The sequence below is a fragment of the Massilia sp. UBA6681 genome (assembly GCF_002454935.1).
Classification (GTDB): domain Bacteria; phylum Pseudomonadota; class Gammaproteobacteria; order Burkholderiales; family Burkholderiaceae_D; genus Telluria; species Telluria varians.
In genome coordinates, this window is sequence record NZ_DKJX01000051.1 from 358 (window position 1) to 17,549 (window position 17,192).

General features: G+C 66.3%; 19 protein-coding genes. 10 read left to right on the plus strand and 9 right to left on the minus strand.

All coding sequences use genetic code 11. The features are described 5' to 3' along the window. A partial coding sequence (locus B2R83_RS07525) for a response regulator transcription factor (RefSeq protein WP_292039745.1) occupies positions 1-500 on the minus strand: 500 nt, incomplete at its 3' end. 137 nt (positions 501-637) lie between these two features. Continuing rightward, positions 638-1,675, minus strand: coding sequence for a phosphate ABC transporter substrate-binding protein PstS (pstS, locus tag B2R83_RS07530; RefSeq protein WP_292039747.1), 1,038 nt, complete (start codon positions 1,673-1,675; stop codon positions 638-640). Positions 1,676-1,856: 181 nt separating this feature from the next. Here pstS and B2R83_RS07535 point away from each other — a divergent pair, with 181 nt between their 5' ends. From B2R83_RS07535 to B2R83_RS07555, 5 genes are all read left to right on the plus strand, one after another. Further along, complete coding sequence (locus B2R83_RS07535) at positions 1,857-2,258, plus strand: hypothetical protein (RefSeq protein ID WP_292039750.1); 402 nt, start codon at positions 1,857-1,859, stop codon at positions 2,256-2,258. A 19-nt stretch (positions 2,259-2,277) separates the two neighbouring features. After that, positions 2,278-4,038: a gamma-glutamyltransferase gene (gene ggt, locus B2R83_RS07540; RefSeq protein WP_292039752.1), complete on the plus strand. Its 1,761-nt coding sequence runs from the start codon at positions 2,278-2,280 to the stop codon at positions 4,036-4,038. Positions 4,039-4,164: 126 nt separating this feature from the next. After that, a complete protein-coding gene (locus tag B2R83_RS07545; protein WP_292039754.1) occupies positions 4,165-5,430 on the plus strand; it encodes a GGDEF domain-containing protein in 1,266 nt (421 codons plus the stop codon). A gap of 50 nt (positions 5,431-5,480) precedes the next feature. Continuing rightward, positions 5,481-6,455: a hypothetical protein gene (locus B2R83_RS07550; RefSeq protein WP_292039756.1), complete on the plus strand. Its 975-nt coding sequence runs from the start codon at positions 5,481-5,483 to the stop codon at positions 6,453-6,455. 166 nt (positions 6,456-6,621) lie between these two features. Further along, complete coding sequence (locus tag B2R83_RS07555; RefSeq protein WP_292039758.1) at positions 6,622-7,512, plus strand: bile acid:sodium symporter family protein; 891 nt, start codon at positions 6,622-6,624, stop codon at positions 7,510-7,512. Between the two features lie 7 nt (positions 7,513-7,519). Here the strand turns inward: B2R83_RS07555 and B2R83_RS07560 are convergent, their stop codons facing one another. The 3 genes from B2R83_RS07560 to B2R83_RS07570 are packed head-to-tail and all read right to left on the minus strand — an operon-like array spanning position 7,520 to position 10,088. After that, complete coding sequence (locus tag B2R83_RS07560) at positions 7,520-8,935, minus strand: hypothetical protein (RefSeq protein WP_292039760.1); 1,416 nt, start codon at positions 8,933-8,935, stop codon at positions 7,520-7,522. Between the two features lie 8 nt (positions 8,936-8,943). Continuing rightward, the gene (locus B2R83_RS07565; RefSeq protein ID WP_292039763.1) at positions 8,944-9,693 is read right to left on the minus strand and encodes an ABC transporter ATP-binding protein; all 750 of its coding nucleotides are present in this window, start codon (positions 9,691-9,693) and stop codon (positions 8,944-8,946) included. Next, entirely contained in the window at positions 9,690-10,088 is a 399-nt protein-coding gene (locus B2R83_RS07570; RefSeq protein WP_209587864.1) for a GntR family transcriptional regulator, read from the minus strand. The genes B2R83_RS07565 and B2R83_RS07570 overlap by 4 nt, the downstream gene beginning before the upstream one ends. Before the next feature lie 199 nt (positions 10,089-10,287). Here B2R83_RS07570 and B2R83_RS07575 point away from each other — a divergent pair, with 199 nt between their 5' ends. From B2R83_RS07575 to B2R83_RS07590, 4 genes are all read left to right on the plus strand, one after another. Then, complete coding sequence (locus tag B2R83_RS07575) at positions 10,288-10,920, plus strand: PAS domain-containing protein (protein ID WP_292039765.1); 633 nt, start codon at positions 10,288-10,290, stop codon at positions 10,918-10,920. Next, complete coding sequence (locus B2R83_RS23970) at positions 10,856-12,064, plus strand: ATP-binding protein (protein ID WP_414674376.1); 1,209 nt, start codon at positions 10,856-10,858, stop codon at positions 12,062-12,064. The genes B2R83_RS07575 and B2R83_RS23970 overlap by 65 nt, the downstream gene beginning before the upstream one ends. Positions 12,065-12,169: 105 nt before the next feature. After that, entirely contained in the window at positions 12,170-12,610 is a 441-nt protein-coding gene (locus B2R83_RS07585) for a hypothetical protein (protein ID WP_292039771.1), read from the plus strand. 3 nt (positions 12,611-12,613) lie between these two features. Continuing rightward, complete coding sequence (locus B2R83_RS07590; protein ID WP_292039776.1) at positions 12,614-12,829, plus strand: helix-turn-helix transcriptional regulator; 216 nt, start codon at positions 12,614-12,616, stop codon at positions 12,827-12,829. A 164-nt stretch (positions 12,830-12,993) separates the two neighbouring features. Here the strand turns inward: B2R83_RS07590 and B2R83_RS07595 are convergent, their stop codons facing one another. The 4 genes from B2R83_RS07595 to B2R83_RS07610 form a co-directional block, all read right to left on the minus strand. Beyond that, complete coding sequence (locus B2R83_RS07595) at positions 12,994-13,578, minus strand: TerD family protein (protein WP_036210757.1); 585 nt, start codon at positions 13,576-13,578, stop codon at positions 12,994-12,996. Between the two features lie 25 nt (positions 13,579-13,603). Further along, a complete protein-coding gene (locus B2R83_RS07600; protein ID WP_027867020.1) occupies positions 13,604-14,299 on the minus strand; it encodes a TIGR00266 family protein in 696 nt (231 codons plus the stop codon). Between the two features lie 55 nt (positions 14,300-14,354). Continuing rightward, complete coding sequence (locus B2R83_RS07605; protein WP_027867019.1) at positions 14,355-14,930, minus strand: TerD family protein; 576 nt, start codon at positions 14,928-14,930, stop codon at positions 14,355-14,357. Positions 14,931-15,044: 114 nt separating this feature from the next. Next, positions 15,045-16,091, minus strand: coding sequence for a DUF475 domain-containing protein (locus B2R83_RS07610; RefSeq protein ID WP_292039784.1), 1,047 nt, complete (start codon positions 16,089-16,091; stop codon positions 15,045-15,047). Between the two features lie 158 nt (positions 16,092-16,249). On the opposite strand from B2R83_RS07610, the gene B2R83_RS07615 reads away from it, so the two are divergent. Further along, complete coding sequence (locus B2R83_RS07615; RefSeq protein ID WP_036210749.1) at positions 16,250-17,158, plus strand: LysR family transcriptional regulator; 909 nt, start codon at positions 16,250-16,252, stop codon at positions 17,156-17,158. Positions 17,159-17,192 lie beyond the last annotated feature (34 nt).

Here is a 17,192-nt window from a genome sequence, read left to right on the forward strand (position 1 = left end):
TCGAGCAGCTGGGCGCGCGAGAACACCTGGCCCGGGTGGCACAGCAGGAAGCGCAGCAGCCGGTATTCGGCGTGGCGCACCTCGACCTTGTGGTTGCCGACGCGCACACTGCAGCTGAGCGGATCGAGCACCAGGCGCCCCAGGCACAGCAGGCGCTCGTCCGGCGCGTCGTCCGGCGGCGGCTGGGGGATGAATTCGGCGGGCGGGGGCGGCGCCGCGCGTTCGCCGTCCGTGGATTCGGCGGCGAGCAGGATCACCGGTTTCTCGCGCAGGCGCCGATCGCCGCGCAGGCGCGCCAGCAGGCGCAGGCCGCCTTCCTGGCGCAGCATCGATTCCTGCAGCAGCAGCTCGGGGCGTTCGCGCCCGATGAAATCCCAGGCCTGCGCCAGGCTCGGCACGCTGTGCCAGACCCACTCGTCTTCGTGCAGCGAATACTTGAGCAGCTCGGCGATGGCCGGCTTGTCGTCGACGACCAGGACGATCGTGTTAGCCGTTGTCATAGAGTGAAATGTAGGGTGGGCGGGTTTCCCGCCCACGCGTTCAAACGGTGTATGAAACGATGCGGCCTGCTTACGTGAGTTGAACGCGTGGGCGGCATAGCCGCCCACCCTACGTTAGCGCCGCGGCGATGCGGGGATCAGTAGATCGCCTTGCCCGATGCATCCTTCAGGTTGGCCTTCCAGTTGGCCTGCACCAGCTTGACGACCGATGCCGGCATCGGCACGTAGTCCAGCTCGGCGGCAGCCGGGGCGCCGTTCTTGAAGGCCCAGTCGAAGAACTTCACGACTTCCAGGCCCTTGGCGGCGTCGGCCTGGGTCTTGTGCATCAGGATGTAGGACACGCCCGTGATCGGCCAGCTCTGCTTGCCGGCGGCGTCGGTCAGCACCACGCCGAAGCCCGGGGCCTTGGTCCATTCGGCGCCGGCGGCGGCGGCCTTGAAGGCCTCGTCGTCCGGCTGCAGGAAGGCGCCGTCCTTGTTCTTCAGCTGGGTGTGCGACAGCTTGTTCTTCTTGGCGTAGGCCCACTCGACGTAGCCGATCGCGCCCTTGATGCGCTGCACGTTGGCGGCCACGCCTTCGTTGCCCTTGCCGCCCACGCCCACGGCCCACTTCACGGTGGTGCCGGCGCCGATGCTGTTCTTCCAGTCGGGGCTGGTCTTGGCCAGGTAGTCGGTGAACAGGAAGGAGGTGCCCGAGGAATCGGCGCGGTGCACGACGGTGATGTCGGCGTCGGGCAGCTTCACGCCCGGGTTCAGCGCGGCGATCGGCTGCGCGTTCCACTTGGTGATCTTGCCCATGTAGATGTCGGCCAGCACCGGGCCGGTCAGCTTGAGCTGGCCCGGCTGCACGCCTTCGACGTTGACCACGGCGACCACGCCGCCCATGATGGCCGGGAACTGCATCAGGCCGGCTTCGTCCAGGTCTTCGGCTTTCAGCGGCATGTCCGACGCGCCGAAGTCCACGGTCTTGGCCTTGATCTGCTTGATGCCGGCGCCCGAGCCGACCGACTGGTAGTTCAAGCCATTGCCGGTGGCAGCCTTGTACGACTCGGCCCACTTGGCGTAGATCGGGTACGGGAAGGTCGCGCCGGCGCCGGTCATGTCTGCGGCGTGGGAGGTCGACATCGCGAACACGGCGGCAGTGGTGGCTGCGGCGGCGAGGATCTTCTTGAACATTGGCTTCTTATTCCTATTCCTGGTTGATGGAGGTGTGTTTTGGACCACGCGGCAAAGTCTAGTCCGCCGATATGACCGGAATATGACGGCAATGTGACCGCTCCGTGACCGCATGTGCGCGACCGCGGCGGGCAGGTTTGCTATGATGAGGATTCCAAAAAAACAACCCGGTGGACATCGCATGCATCCCCTGCTCCGTGTTCTCTCCTTCGGCTGCGCCGCCTCGCTGCTGCTCGGCTGCGCCACCCCCGACCGCCTGCCCGATGCGCGCTACACCCTGACCGAGCGCCAGGTGCTGCCGCTGGGCGAAGGCCTGACCATCACCTACGAAGGCGCGGAAGACAGCCGCTGCCCCGATAACGCGCGCTGTATCTGGCCGGGCCAGCTGGCCTACCGCTTCACGATGCGCATCGGTAACGTGGCGCAGGGCTTCTACCTGGTGCCGGGCCGGCCGGGCTACATGTCGCCGGCGCTGCGCGGCTCGCTCATCCAGCTCGATCACCTGACCCCGCAGCCGCCGCGCGGCATCGCGGGCGCCGCACCGGTGTCGTATCCGGTGACCTTCAACATGTACGCCTACTAGGCGCTCGAAGGAAGACCCCATGAAGGCGACCCTGCTCGCTTGCGGGCTGACTTTGTCCATCGTCCTGCACCCGGCCGCGGCCGCGGCGAAGACGCCGGTAGCCACCGGCACCGGCGGCGCGGTCGCCACCATCAGCGAGCAGGCCTCGCAGTCGGCCATGGCGATCCTGAACAAGGGCGGCAATGCGGTCGACGCGGCGGTCGCGGCCGCGGCCACGCTGGGCGTCACCGATCCGTTCAGCTGCGGCATCGGCGGCGGCGGCTTCATGGTGATCTACCTGGCCAAGGACAAGCGCGCCATCACCATCGACCACCGCGAGACGGCTCCGGCCAGCTTCGCGCCCCTGGCTTTCCTCGAGAACGGCAAGCCGGTCGACTTTGAAACGGCGGTCGCCAGCGGCGCCTCGGTCGGCGTGCCCGGCACCGTGCGCGGTTGGCACGAAGCGCTCGAGCGCTACGGCACGATGCGCTTCAGCCAGGTGCTGGCGCCGGCCATCGAGGTCGCCGACAAGGGCTATACGGTGACTGAAATATTCAGTCATTTGACGGCTCAAAATGAAAGAAAATTTCAACTATATGCGCCGACCAGTGCGCTCTACCTGCGCAATGGCAAGGCGGTGCAGCCGGGCACCCTGATCCGCAATCCGGGCATGGCCAAGGCCTACCGCGAGATCGCCGAGGGCGGCGTCAAGGCCTTCTACGAAGGGCCGCTCGCGCGCGCCATCGTCGATGCCGTCAACAAGCCGCCGCTGGCCCCGGGCAAGAGCGCGCGCCCGGGCAAGATGACGATGGCCGACCTGGCCAACTACGAGGCGCGTATCCGCCAGCCGCTGCGCAGCACCTACCGCGGCTACGAGATTGTCGGCATGCCGCTGCCCAGCAGCGGCGGCGCCACGGTGGCCGAAGCGCTGAACATCCTGGAAGGCTACGACCTGAAAAAGCTGCCGCGCGCCCAGGCCGAGCACCTGTACGTCGAGGCCAGCCGCCTGGCCTTCGCCGACCGCAACGCCTACCTGGCCGACCCCGAATACATCGACGCGCCGCTGGCCGGCATCCTGTCCAAGGAATACGCGGCCCAGCGGCGCAAGCTGATCGGGGCGCAGGCCGCGCGCAATGTGGCAGCGGGCGACCCTTACGGCTACCAGCGCGACCTGAGCGTGCCGCTGCGCCGGGAGGCCGTATCCCCCCAGTCCGCCAAACTACAGCTGGAAAACGCCCACACCACCCACCTGACGGTGTCGGACAAGGACGGCAACGTGGTGTCCTATACCTTCACCATCGAATCCTGGGGCGGCAGCGGCATCGTGGTGCCGGGCTACGGCTTCCTGCTGAATAACGAGCTGACCGACTTCGATTTCAGCGGTCCGCACCCGAACGTGCCCGAAGCCGGCAAGCGCCCGCGTTCCAGCATGGCGCCCACCATCGCGCTCAAGGACGGCAAGCCGGCCTTCACCATCGGCAGCCCGGGCGGCTCGACCATCATCACGACGGTGCTGCAGACCATCGTCAACTACATCGACCTCGGCATGCCGATGGACCAGGCCGTGAACGCGCCGCGCATCTCGGAGCGCAACGGCGAGGCCACCTCGATCGAGCCGGGCTTCGCCGGCAGCGAACAAGCGCGCGCGCTCGAACGCCTCGGCCACCGCTGGGAGGCCGAGCCGGAAGAAATCGGCGCCGCGAATGCCCTGGTGTTCAACCCGGACGGCACCGTCACCGCGGTCAGCGAAAGCAAGCGCCACGGGGTCGGCACCGCCCTGGTACAGCGCCGCGGTCATTAGAGAAACATCCCCTGGCGTTGGGCGTTTCGCACATGTTCAATATCTTTCGTGGTTAAAACACTAATTTCATGTAGGAATGGTCTTACATTGGGATAACATACGAGCATCAGCACTGTTCATATTGTTATGTCCACCTCCTACGTCGTGCCCACCCTGCCGATCCGCCGGAGTGCCCTGACCCTGGTCCTCGCGCTCGTGCTCATCACGACGATGAGCATCTTTTTCGTCCGCGAGGTCGTCGACCTGCGCGACGCGATGGGCCAGCTCAGGCAGAACGACGTGGCGCGCATCCAGGTCCGCAACGTCCTGATGAACCTGCTCAATGCCGAGACCGGGCAGCGCGGATTCCTGCTCACCGGCGACCCGGCCTACCTGGAGCCCTACCAGCTCGGACGCGGCAGCGTGCGCGACAACCTGGCGCAGGCCGAGCAGTCCGGCTACCACGATGCGCAGTTCCTCGCCAACGTGCGCAAGCTGGCCCTGGTCACGGAGAGCAAGCTCGACGAGATCGAGCGCACCGTGCAGCTCAAGAAGCGCGGCGACGATGCCGCCGCCCTGGCCATCGTGCGCGAGGGCTTCGGCCGCAGCAAGATGCGCGAAGCGCGCCGGCTGATCCAGGACGAGGTGACGCGGCTGCGGGTGGTCCGCGAAGCGCTCATCGACGACTTCAACCGCCGCCTGCTGCGCGCCGCCATGATCCTGGTGCTAATGCTGTCGACCGTGGTCGCCATGACGGTGCACGCCTGGCGCTCGCTGTCGGCGGCTGCGCGGCGCAACAACGAGCTGGCCAAGCGCCTGGCGATGGAAGCCTCGCACGACGTCCTCACCGGCCTGCCGAACCGGCGCTACTTCGATCGCTGGGCGCGCCGCCTGGTGGCCAGGAGCCAGCGCAGCGGCAAGCCCTTTACCCTGCTGGCCATCGACCTGGACCGCTTCAAGGAGGTCAACGACACCCACGGCCACGCGGCCGGCGACGAGGTGCTGAAGGAAGTGGCGCGGCGCTTCCAGTCGGTCCTGCGCAGCGGCGAATTCCTGGCGCGTGTGGGCGGCGACGAATTCGTGGTGCTGATGGACGGCGAGTTTTCGCGCAACGAAATCACCAGCGTCGGCCGGCGCCTGATCGACTGCTTGTACCCCTCCCTGCGTCCAGGCCTGGCCGACAACGCGGTCGGCGCCAGCATCGGCGCCGCGGGCTTCCCGCTCAACGGCGCCGACTTGGAGGGCGTGATGCAGGCCGCCGACGACGCGCTCTACGCGTCCAAGCACGGCGGCCGCGGCATGCTGTCGTTCGCGCGCGCCGAACCGGGCCCTGCGCCGAATATGCACGGCGCTGCCGGCAGCGCCGCCGGCGCGGCGCCGGACACCGCCCCCACGACGGGGGCTGTTTTCTAGCGCAGCGCAGCGCTAGAGTGCGTACCGGACAATCCACACTACGGACCGGTATGACTCAGCGACGCTCTTCCCCTGCCCTGCTGGCAATGCTCTGCGCCACCCTCGTCGCGGCGCAGCCGGCCGCGGCCAACGATTTCCTCGACAAGCTGGCCAAACAGGTGGTGGGCGACACCGTGCAGGCGGTGGCCAGGCACGCGACGGCGAAGGCCGCGGCGGCGGCGGCCCCGGCCGCCCCAGCCGCCGGCGCTCCCACTGTACGCTCCGGCGCCAGGGAGCAGCGCATGCGCCTGGAGAACGGCGAACCCTTCCACGCCGACTACATCATCGACTACTGGAGCCGGCCGGACGCCCTGACCCGCGGCAGCACGCCCGAGCTCGACGCGCCTGGCTGGATCATGCCCATACCTTCGAAGTTCGGCGCCAGCAAGAAGGGGGCGGACTACGCCCTGCTGCAACGCAGGCTCGAACGGATCATCGCGCGGGTGATGGAGCACCCGGCCCTGGTCGGCATCCGCGGCGCGAGCCTGACCTGGAGCGCCAATTTCGGCTACGACGGCGGCAAGCGGCCCCTGGTGGCGAACATCTCGATGCTCGCCCGTCCGATCAGCCTGGACGACCCGAAGACGAAGCGCTACCCGGATGGCAGCTTCCACACCCCTGGAGAGGGCCCGGTCCTCGAAATCACCGTGAACAATCCGGAAGAAATCGGCTCTCGCCGCTCGTCCGGCAGCTACAAGGGCATGACCGTGCTGCGCCACGGCTACATGTTCGTGATCCCGAATACCGACCGCCCGCTGCTCGTCGGTCCGGCCGACGACACGCAGGTGAACCCCGACCTGCTCGACGATGCGCGGCCGCGCTCGGACATCCAGTTCATGACCGTCTACGTCGGGGCCTTCATCCCCAGCGAGCTGCACCTCGTACAGAAGCGCATCGACCCGGTCGGCAATGCCGGGCGGCTGATCGGCGTGCTGTACAACATCGACTGGCATGCCGTGCTGGAGGAGGCAAGCGCGCTCCAGTAGCCACCCCGTCTCCATGCGTGCGATTCCCGTCACGCCTTCGTGCGGCGCGCCGTCTCCATCCGGTGCCGCCGCATTTTTTTCGTCTGTACAGCTCAGCAAGGTACTACACTGTCAGGACGGCCGCCGAGCCTGCGCGACCGAATAACGATAACGACGGAGACAACGCATGAGCAACTTCATCACCCTGTTGCCCACCCTCCTGATCGGCGCGCTGGCGCTGATCATGTTCGGGCTGGGCCTGTCCCTCACCCTCGCCGACTTCCGCCGCCTCATCAAGCACCCGAAGGCCGTGGTGCTGGCCCTGGTCCTGCAGGCCATGGTACTGCCGGCGATCTGCTACGGCCTGGTCAATGGCCTGGGCGTGGCGCCCGTGTATGCGGTCGGCCTGATGCTGCTGGCGGCATCGCCGGGCGGCGTCTCGGCCAACCTGTTCAGCCACCTGTTCGGCGGCAACGTGGCGATGAACATCTCGCTCACCGCGATCAACACCGTGCTGTCGATCGTCAGCCTGCCCCTGATCGCCAACTTCGCCATCGCCACCTTCGCGAAAAGCGGGCAGGTGGTGCCGATGCAGACCGCCAAGGTGATCGAGGTGATCGTCATCGTGCTCATTCCGGTGGCGATCGGCATGTTCGTGAAAAGCCGCGCCCCAGGCTTCGCCGCGCGCATGGACAAGCCGATGAAGCGCTTCTCGATGGCCGTGCTGGCCCTGCTCGCCATCATCGCCATCGCCAAGGAATGGACGGCCATCACGAGCTCCTTCGCCTCGATCGGCCTGGCCGTCATCCTCTTCAACATCCTGAGCCTGGGCCTGGGCTACTACGTGCCGCGCATGCTGGGCCTGGACAAGCCGAACGCCATCGCGATCGGCTACGAGATCGGCATCCACAACTCCACCCTGGCGATTTTCGTGGCGGTGTCGGTGCTGGGCGACTTCCAGCTGATGCTGCCGGCGGCGATCTACTCGGTCAGCATGTACGTGTTCGCCACCGCCTTCGGCTTCCTGATCCTGGGCCGCAAGCAAACGGCCGGCGCCGCGGCGCCGGCGTCCAGCTGAGGGATTGTCAATCCATGCGCCCTGCCGGGAAGGCGAAGGGCGCGCGCCGCATCGTGCGCAGTCCGCGCATGACGACGACCATCGTCAGGCCGATGCTGGCCAGGGCGGCTACCGGCAGCGCCGGGATGCCGGCCATGGAACTGAGCGCAAGGCCGAGGATGACGCCTTCCACGATCGACACCAGGAGCAGTGTTGCCGCCGCGCCGGCTGCATTTCCCGTTCGGCTGGCGTGCTTGCGCAGCGGGACCGCCACCACAGGCAGGACGATGCAGGCGACGCAGAGCACCCGCAACAGCGCCTCCGGTCCCGCACCGCCGAGCGCCGCCAGCAGCAGTGCGGCGCCGGTGGCCAGCGCCCAGCCTGCCAGCGTCTGCAGCAGCAAGCTGCGCCCGAGCTGGGCGTTGAACGCCGCCGCCCTGCCCGGCATGGCGGGCGCCAGCCGCACCAGCCCCTGTTCGGCGGCGAGGTCCGCCGGCAGCTGGGCCAGGCGCACGCTGTGCAGGAGAGGAACGACCAGAAGCGTGCAAGCGAACAGCCAGCCGATGCCCGCCGTGACCTCACGATCGGCGCGCCAGGTGGCGAGGATGCCGGTACAGATCACGACCACGGCCAGGATGGCCAGCACGGCCACGGTTTCGGCCAGGTGGCGGGTGGGCCCGAGCGCATGCAGCGCCAGGCGCCGGCCGTCGCGCCTCGCACTGTCGCGGCGCAGCGTCTTGCCGTACCAGCCTCTGGTCTGCTTGCTCGCCATCTGCTCGATCAGCGGATCCGGCTGGCCGGACGAGGCGACCCAGCGCAGGCGCTTGGCCATCATCTCCCAGTGGCGCTCGCCTCCTTGCGGGAACATGGCGCATACCGCCACCACGATAACGCCTGCATGGATGGGCAACGCCAGGACCACGGCCACAGGATGGGACAGGAGCGCGGTCAGGTCTTTCGGCAGCCACTCCACCAGCAACCAGCTGAAACACAGCGTCGTGATGATCGGTTCGGCCGCCCGGTGTCCCGCTGCGCCCAGGCCGACACCCACGACGAAGATCACCAGCCACAACAACCAGAACCCGAGCGCACTGGTATCGGCATGGGGCGCGCTGGCGAAGCCGGCGATACCGGCCAGGCACACCAGGCAGGACAGCTCTACCAGGCGCCGGCGCATCTGCGGAACCAGCCAGGCATTCACCGGCGTATTGAGCTTCATGGCGCCCGGCATGAAGCGCCATGCCCAGTTCAGCAGGAGAAGCACGGAGGCAGCGGTCCACAACGTGGCCAGGCCTTCGCGCGGCCCCTCGTTCACCGCCTGCGCGGCGGCGAAGACGACCGCGATGATGATCGCGCCCCAACGGATCACGCCCGACATGCGCGGGTTGGCATGCGTCACCGCGGCACGCCACAGCATCCTGTAGTCGCGCAGGCACGCGTTCATCGCCGCGTTCACTGGGTCACCTCGATGAACAGGTCTTCCAGGCTGACCGGCTCGGCGCGCCGCCCCTCTGTGGTACTGCGCGCTCCTTCGAGCAGTTCGTCGAGCGGCCCCTGCAGCGCAATACGGCCGCCCTTCAGGAAGGCGACGTCGAGCGCCACCCGTTCCAGGTCGGTCAGGATGTGGGTCGAGAACACCACCGTGGTGCCGCGTTCGATCACGCCGTCCACCAGCTCGGAGAGAAAAGCGCGGCGGCCGGCCGGATCCAGCGCCGACACCGGCTCGTCCAGCACCAGCAGTTCCGGGTCGTGCGCCAGCGCGCGGATGATCGACAGGCGCTGCTGCTCGCCGCCGGACAGGCGGCCGATCGGCTTGTGGAGCAGGATGTCGCCGAAGCCCCAGCGTTCCAGCAGCGCATCGACCTTGACCCCGTTCCAGCGCGGATACATGGCCTTGAAATAATCCAGCATCTGCAGCGGCGTCATCCACTCGAACAGGCCGTGCTTCTGCGGCACGTAGCCGATCCGGGCGCGGGTCGCATCCGACAGCGCGGCAACGTCTTCGCCGAACAGGCGGATGCTGCCGGCATCCGGCTCGCGCAGGCCGAGCAGGCATTCCATCAGCGTCGACTTGCCGGCGCCGTTGCGGCCCAGCAGGCCGATGACCTGGCCCTGCCCGACTTCCCAGTTCAGGCTACTCAGGACGCTGGCACTGCCGTAGTACTTGGCCACGTCGCGCATCTGGATGATGGGTGCAGTCACGATTCTTCCTTCAGGATGTGGGTGAACAGGGAAAGGACGGTGTCGGAGTCGAGTTCGAGTTCGCGTGCCTCGCGCGCGGCGCGCTCCAGGGTCGGGCGCAGCAGCGCGATCCGCTCGGCCCTGCCCTGCGCGGCGCGCGGACGCTCGGCCACCAGCATTCCCAGGCCGCGCCGGCGCGCCAGCAGGCCCTCGGCCTCGAGCAGGCCGTAGGCCTTGGACACGGTCATCGGATTGACGGCAAGGGTTTGCGCTACCTCGCGCACCGAGGGCAGTTCGTCGCCGGGCGCCATCTGGCCGCCGGCCACCAGGCGCCGCACCTGCTCGACGAGCTGCCGGTAGATCGGTTCGGTCGAGCCTGGCGTGATCGAAAACAGCTGGGGTGGATGGATCGGCATGGGCTGGGTTGTCGTTGACGCTGCGTATATGTGTATTAATTGAGTAATACACTATCCGCGCCAGTTTTTCCTGTCAAGCGACTGGCGCAAGTTATGCCCTGTGTATATTTCCCGTCTCAAACAAATCTATGACATGATGCGCACGCCGAGGCCGCGTGGGCGCCGCTTCCATGCACTGAACAGAGACGAACAAGGAACCATGTCCCCCACTGCAGAAACAGGCGCCGGCGCCGCATTCCAGGCCTATCCCGAAGTCCGCTTCCGGGAACTGTTCGAGCAGGCGCCCGTCAGCTTGCAGATCCTCGACCCGCAGGGCTACACGATGCGGGTGAACCGGGCCTGGGAAGCGCTCTGGCACATCCACGAAGGCAGCGCGCTGAAGCGCCACGTGATGAGCCGCGACTACAACCTGCTGCTTGATCCCCAGCTGGTCGCCACCGGCGTCGCCTCCTGCCTGGCGCGCGCGATGGCTGGCGAGTCGGTCGAAATCCCGGCGATCCATTACGACACCGCCGCGCTCGGGCAATCCGGCCGGGCGCGCTGGGTCACCGCGCGCGCCCATCCCATCAAGGATGAACAGGGCCGGGTGGTCGAGGTCATGCTGATGCACGAGGACATCACCGAACGGATCCAGGCCGAAACCATCCTGCGCGAACGCGAGGAACGCTTCCGGACCCTGGCGATGGCGACCTCGCAGATCGTCTGGAGCAGCACCGCCCCGGGACGCTTCCATCGCCAGCCACGCCATCTACGAAACCGAATACCGCCTGCGCCGCGCCGACGGCAGTTACCGCTGGACGGCGGTCAAGGGCATTCCCCTCCTCGGGCTTGACGGCAGCGTGCGCGAATGGGTCGGCGCCAACCGCGACATCCACGACAGCGTGACCCAGCAGGAAGGACTGCTGCAGCGGCTGGACAGCGAGCGGCGCCAGTCGGCCCTGCTGGCCAAGGTGGCGAGCGCCGCGCGCACCCTGCACACGGCGCTGTCCAGCGAAGACATCGCCGATGCCTTGAGCCAGGAAGTGCGCGCCATCCTCGGCGCGGCCGAGGTCGACGTCGCGCTGGATGGCGATACCGGCGACGCCTCCGCGGCCGCGCCGGGCGCAGCGCCCGGCGCCAGCCTGGCGCTGCCCCTGCTCGACCGCAAGGGACGGCGGATCGGCCACATCCGGGTTGCCGGCAAGGCTGGCGGCTTCGACGAGCAGGACGAAGCCATCCTGGCGCAGCTGGCCGCGCTGGCGGCCACCGGTTTCGCCAACGCCCGGCTGTATCGCTCCTTGCGCGAGCAGGACCGGCGCAAGGACGAGTTCCTCGCGATGCTGTCCCACGAGCTGCGCAACCCGCTGGCGCCGATCGCCGCCGCCGCCGAGGTGCTGAGAATCGCCGCCGATCCCGGGCGCGTCCGCGTTGCGAGCGAGGTGATCGCGCGCCAGGTGCGGCACATGACGTCGCTGGTGAACGACCTGCTCGACGTGTCGCGCGTGACGCGCGGGCTGATCAAGCTGGACAAGACCCTGGTCGGCATCGGGACGGTGGTGGCCAGCGCGGTCGAGCAGTCGCGCCCGCTGGTCGAAGCGCGCGGTCATGCATTGACGCTCGAGATGGCGCCGGACCTGGGCGCGGCCCGGGTGCATGGCGATGCCACCCGCCTGGTGCAGGTGATCGCCAACCTGCTGGGCAATGCCGCCAAGTACACCCCGGACGGCGGCAGGATCGCCCTCGGCGCCGCCCGTGACGGCATGCGCGTGCGGCTGTGCGTGGAGGACAACGGCATCGGCATCGATGGCGGGCTGCTGCCGCAGGTGTTCGACCTGTTCACCCAGGCCGAGCGCACGCCCGACCGTTCGCAGGGCGGCCTGGGCATCGGCCTGGCCTTGGTGCGGACCATGGTGGCGCTGCACGGCGGCGAGGTGGAGGCGCACAGCGATGGGCCGGGCAAGGGCTGCAGGTTCACCGTCTGGCTGCCCCTGGCCTGATCGGCTCGAAAAGCTACCCATGCGACTCTTTGTGTAACTTATCGGTTGCTTTTTGTCCGTCTTGTGTTACAGTGCTCCATATCAACAAATAAAGGAGACACTCTCATGAAAACCGCCGTTCACGATTACCAGGACAAGCTCGTCGCATTCTCGCGCCGCCAGTTGTGGTTTGCGCTGGGAGCCGTACTCGTGCTCGCCGCCGCCGCTGTGGGCCTGCTGGCATTTCCCGGTGCAGAAGCTCCGGCGCGCCTGTTCTCCCTCCTGCCGATCGTGATCGTGCTTGCCGTGGCCGCCCTGAAGACGGGCGGCGGGCGCGGCGCCCCGACCAGCGCCGAGGTCCGCGCGCTGGTGGACGACGAGTTGCGCCAGGCAAGCCAGCAGAAGGCGAGCCGCAATGGCTTCCTCGCCGTGCTGGCGGCGCAGGTCGTGCTGGCGCCCGGCCTGGCCTGGCTGTCCACGCCCTACCCGGTCGCGCTGATGGCGGTCCTGACGATCGCGACCGGTCTTACCGTGTTCCTTGCCAGCCTGCTGTATCACGACCGCTGAACCATGACGGAACACTTGAAGACGACGATGAAAGTGCAGCGCGCCAGGCTCGACCTGACCCAGGCCGGGCTGGCCGAACGGGCGGGCGTCACGCGCAAATCCATCAACGCCATCGAGACCGGGGCCATGGCGCCCTCGACGATCCTGGCGCTGAAGCTGGCGCGGGCGCTCGGCGTCAGCGTCGAGGAACTGTTCTCGCTGGAGGAAGCCCCGGACTGAGCCCACCTCATAGGGGTCAGGTCTGACATTCGGACACGAGCTCGAGCATTAGCGTGCTGTACTGCTCAGTCCGTGTCTAAATGTCAGACCTGACCCCGGTAAGAAGAAGCGGCGTAATCGAAAAGAGCCGGGCAAGCCCGGCTCTCCAATACATCAAGCGATGATCACAGGTGCGGCGTGATCAGCGGCATCAGGTCGTCGAAGGTACGGCCCGAGCCGTTTTCGCCGATCGCATGCATCTTCCACTCGCCGTTGTGGCGGTACAGCTTGGCCATGATCTGGGCCGTGTGCGAGCCCTGCACCGACAGGTTGAAGCGCGCCACTTCCTGGTTGTTGCCGGCATTGAGCAGGCGGCAGTAGGCGTTTTCCACGGTCGAGAAGTTCTGGCCGGTGAAGCTGTTCACGGTGAACACCAGCGACTTCACGCTGGCGGGCACGCGCGACAGGTCGACCTGGATCTGCTCGTCGTCGCCGTCGCCGGCGCCGGTGCGGTTGTCACCGGTGTGGGTGATGCTGCCGTCCTTGCTCTTGAGCTGGCGGAACCAGACCACGTCGATCGGACGGTTCGACTCGTCGAACATCACGACCGATGCGTCCAGGTCGACCGGCTGGCCGGCGCCGCCGCCGAAGCCGAAGAAACCCTTCGACTTGGCCACGTCCCAGCCCAGGCCCATCGTCACGCGGCTCAGCGCTCCGCCGGCTTCCTTGTCCAGCGAGATTTTCTGGCCCTTGCTCAGATTTACTGACATATCGTTCTCCCTAATTTATTGAGCTTCAGCGCGCCGGCGTCTGCATCCAGGCCTTGAATGCCATCCGGTTGCGCGAACATACATACACCCGACCTTTGCCCGAAAAGCGCAATACCATGCCCTCGCCGCTGGTCTGGCTGTTGATCAGGTTGCCCAGGAAGCCGCCACTCTGGCCGGTCGTGATCGAGATCTCGTAGCGCAGCCCGCTGTCCCAGCAGACCACGTGCGAGTTGTCGATGATCGCGTCCTTGCCCGGTTCCACCTCCAGCATCGACATCGAACCGAAGCCCGACACCACCACCTGGCCGCTGCCGGTCGTCTCGGTGACGAAGAAGCCGCCGCTCTGCGCGAACAGGGCGTTGCCGAGACTCTGGGTGCGCACCTTCAGGTCCACGCCCGAGGTGGCGGCGACAAACGCGCCGTCGCTGATGATGTACTGGTTCGGACCGCAGTCGATGGTCTGCATCGCGCCCGGCAGGGTCGGCGACAGCAGGCAGTCGCCGTCGCCGCGGGTCGCCTCGATGTGCTGCTGGAAGAAGGACTCGCCGTTGGCGAAGGTGCGCATCAACGCGCTGCCCAGGCCGCCCTTCATCTTGCCTTTCAGGTCGAGCGTCGACTCCATCATCACCATCGCATCCGATTCGCAATAGATGGTTTCGCCGCGCCGCATCGAGACATGCAGGAAGGGATCGACGTCCCCGGTCACGGTAAATACTGGCATGTGGACTTCCTTTCGTAAGCGGCCCGCACCTGGCGCGGGCCGCGAGCATTGTTATTTAAACGTTGACGCCGTAGTTCTTGGCGAGAGGCCCGAGGCCGCCCGCGAAGCCCTGGCCGATCGCGCGGAACTTCCAGTCGGCGCCGTTACGATACACCTCGCCGAAGATCATCGCCGCTTCGGTGGAGCTGTCTTCCGACAGGTCGTAGCGCGCGATCTCGCTGTTGTTGGCAGCGTTGATGCAGCGGATGAAGGCCTTGCCGACCATGCCGAAGTTCTGGCGGCGCGCTTCGGCGTCGTGGATGGTCACGGCCAGCACGACCTTGTCGACGTCGGCCGGCACCTTGCTCAGGTCGATCGACACGGTTTCGTCGTCGCCCTCGCCTGCGCCGGTGGTATTGTCGCCCGAATGGACCACCGAGCCGTCGGCCGACTTCAGGTTGTTGTAGAAGATGAAGTCGCCATCCGAACGCACCTTGCCCGACGAGTTCAGCAGGAACACCGCGCCGTCGAGGTCGAACGCTGCGCCGTCGGTGGCGCGGGTGTCCCAACCGAGGCCGACCTTCAGCTGGGTCAGGCCGGGAGCTTCTTTCGACAGGTTGACGTTGCCGCCTTTTTGCAGACTGATTGCCATGATTGTGACTCTCCTAAAAATGACTTCTTGAACACCGGGGGTATGAGCACAGCGAGCTGGTGTTCTGCCACTCGCCGTGCGGTTCTTGCAGGGTAGGCCAGGCCTGCCCCTTGTTTATGCTTCGATTGCCGCGTGCTTCTTCTTGTGCTGGATCGAGCTCCACAGCGAGGCCAGGATGAAGGCCAGGCCGACGCCGCCGGTGATCAGTTCCGGCACGTGCATGTGCATGCTGACCAGCATGATCACGGCCAGGATACCGATCGCATAGTGCGCGCCGTGCTCCAGGTAGACGAACTCGTCGAGCGTGCCCTGGCGCACCAGGTAGACCGTCATCGAACGCACGAACATCGCGCCGATCGCCAGGCCCAGCATGATGATCACGACGTCGCTGGTGATCGCGAAAGCGCCGATAACGCCGTCGAAGCTGAACGATGCATCCAGCACTTCGAGGTACAGGAAGCCGCCGATACCGCCGCGCTTGACCATCTCGCCCACGTCGCTGCTTGCATCCGACTCGCTCTTTTCGAGCAGGCCGGAAATCATGTCGACACCGATGTACACTAGGATGCCCCACAGGCCGGCGATCAGGACGATCATCTTCTGCCTTTCGGCGATCCAGCTGGTCGAGTACATCAGCGCAGCCAGCGCCACCAGCACAGAGATCGAGGACACCTTGCCGAGCGAGCCGATCTTGCGCTCGATGTTGCCGAGCCAGTGCACTTCCTTCTCGTCATCCAGCATGAAGTTCAGGAACACCAGCAGCAGGAACATGCCGCCGAAGGCCGCCACTTCCGCATGGTGCTCGGTCAGGTGACCCGAGAACTCCTTCGGATTCGTCAAGGCCAGGTTCCAGACCTCCATCATGCCCAGGTCGGCCGCCACGGCGACGATCACCAGCGGGAATACCAGGCGCATGCCGAACACGGCGATGATCATGCCCAGGCCCAGGAACAGCTTGAGCCAGAACTCGTCCCAGCCTTTCAGCACCGAGGCGTTCACCACCGCGTTGTCGAAAGACAGTGAGACTTCCATGACCGAGAGGATGGCCGTCACGCCCAGCGCCGTTATCATGCCGGCGACGCCGCCATGGTCGTAACCCCACCAGCCTGCCAATGCCATACAGACTGCGGTCACGATGAATGACCACGTAAAGTGCTTCATGTTGTCGTTTCCCCTTATTTTTCAGTTAAGTTTTTGAATATGCGATGAGTTGTTGTGTCAGTATCATTTTTCGTCCAGAAGACCCACGCAGTATGAGGCCTGGCCGAATATTGAAAAAGCGAAGATAATCGAAGAATTACTTCGCAAAAACAGAAGATATGAACCATACGCCTCCGAATTTCCGCCACCTGTACTACTTCTGGGTCGTCGCCAAGGAAGGCAGCATCACGCGTGCCGCCGAACGCCTGGGCCTGGCGATCCAGACCGTCAGTACCCAGCTGGCACAGCTCGAACTGTCCCTCGGCAAGTCCCTGTTCACCCAGCAGGGCCGGAGACTGACTTTAACCGAGGCCGGGCGCCTGGCCTTGTCCTACGCCGACCAGATCTTCCTTCTGGGAGAGCAGATGCAGGAAGCGCTGGCCGAGTCCGACAGCGCGCGCACCCGCCTGACGGTCGGCATTTCCGATTCGCTGCCCAAGCTGACCGCCTACCGGCTGCTGGAAATCGCCACCCAGCTGCCGCGCCCGGTGCGGCTGGTCTGCTACGAAGGCGAATTCGACGAGCTGCTGGCCGACCTGGCCCTGCACAAGCTCGACGTGGTGCTGACCGACCGCGCGGTGCGCTCGGGCACGACGCTGCGCGTGTTCAGCCACCTGCTGAGCGACAGCGAGACCATCGTGGTCGGCGCGCCCGGCCTGGTGAAGGACTGGGGCGCGGACTTCCCGCGCTCGCTGAACGGCGCGCCCTTCCTGCTACCGACCCGCAATAATGCCTTGCGCGGCAAGATCGACGAATGGTTCGAGCTGCAGGGCGTGCGCCCCGACATCGTCGGCGAGTTCATGGACAATGCCCTGCTCAATACCTTCGGCCGGCGCGGACTGGGCCTGTTCTTCGCGCCGGCCGCCCTGGTGCACGACCTCGAGGAGCAGTTCAACGCGCTGCTGGTGGGACGGGTACCGCAGGTGCGCGAGCACTTCTATGCGATCTCGAACGAGCGCAAGATCAAGCATCCGGCCGTCGAAGCCATCCTGTCCGCAGTGCACAAGGGGGTATTGGCAGGCACATGAGGAAGGCATGAGCGGTACAATGATGTCGGCTATT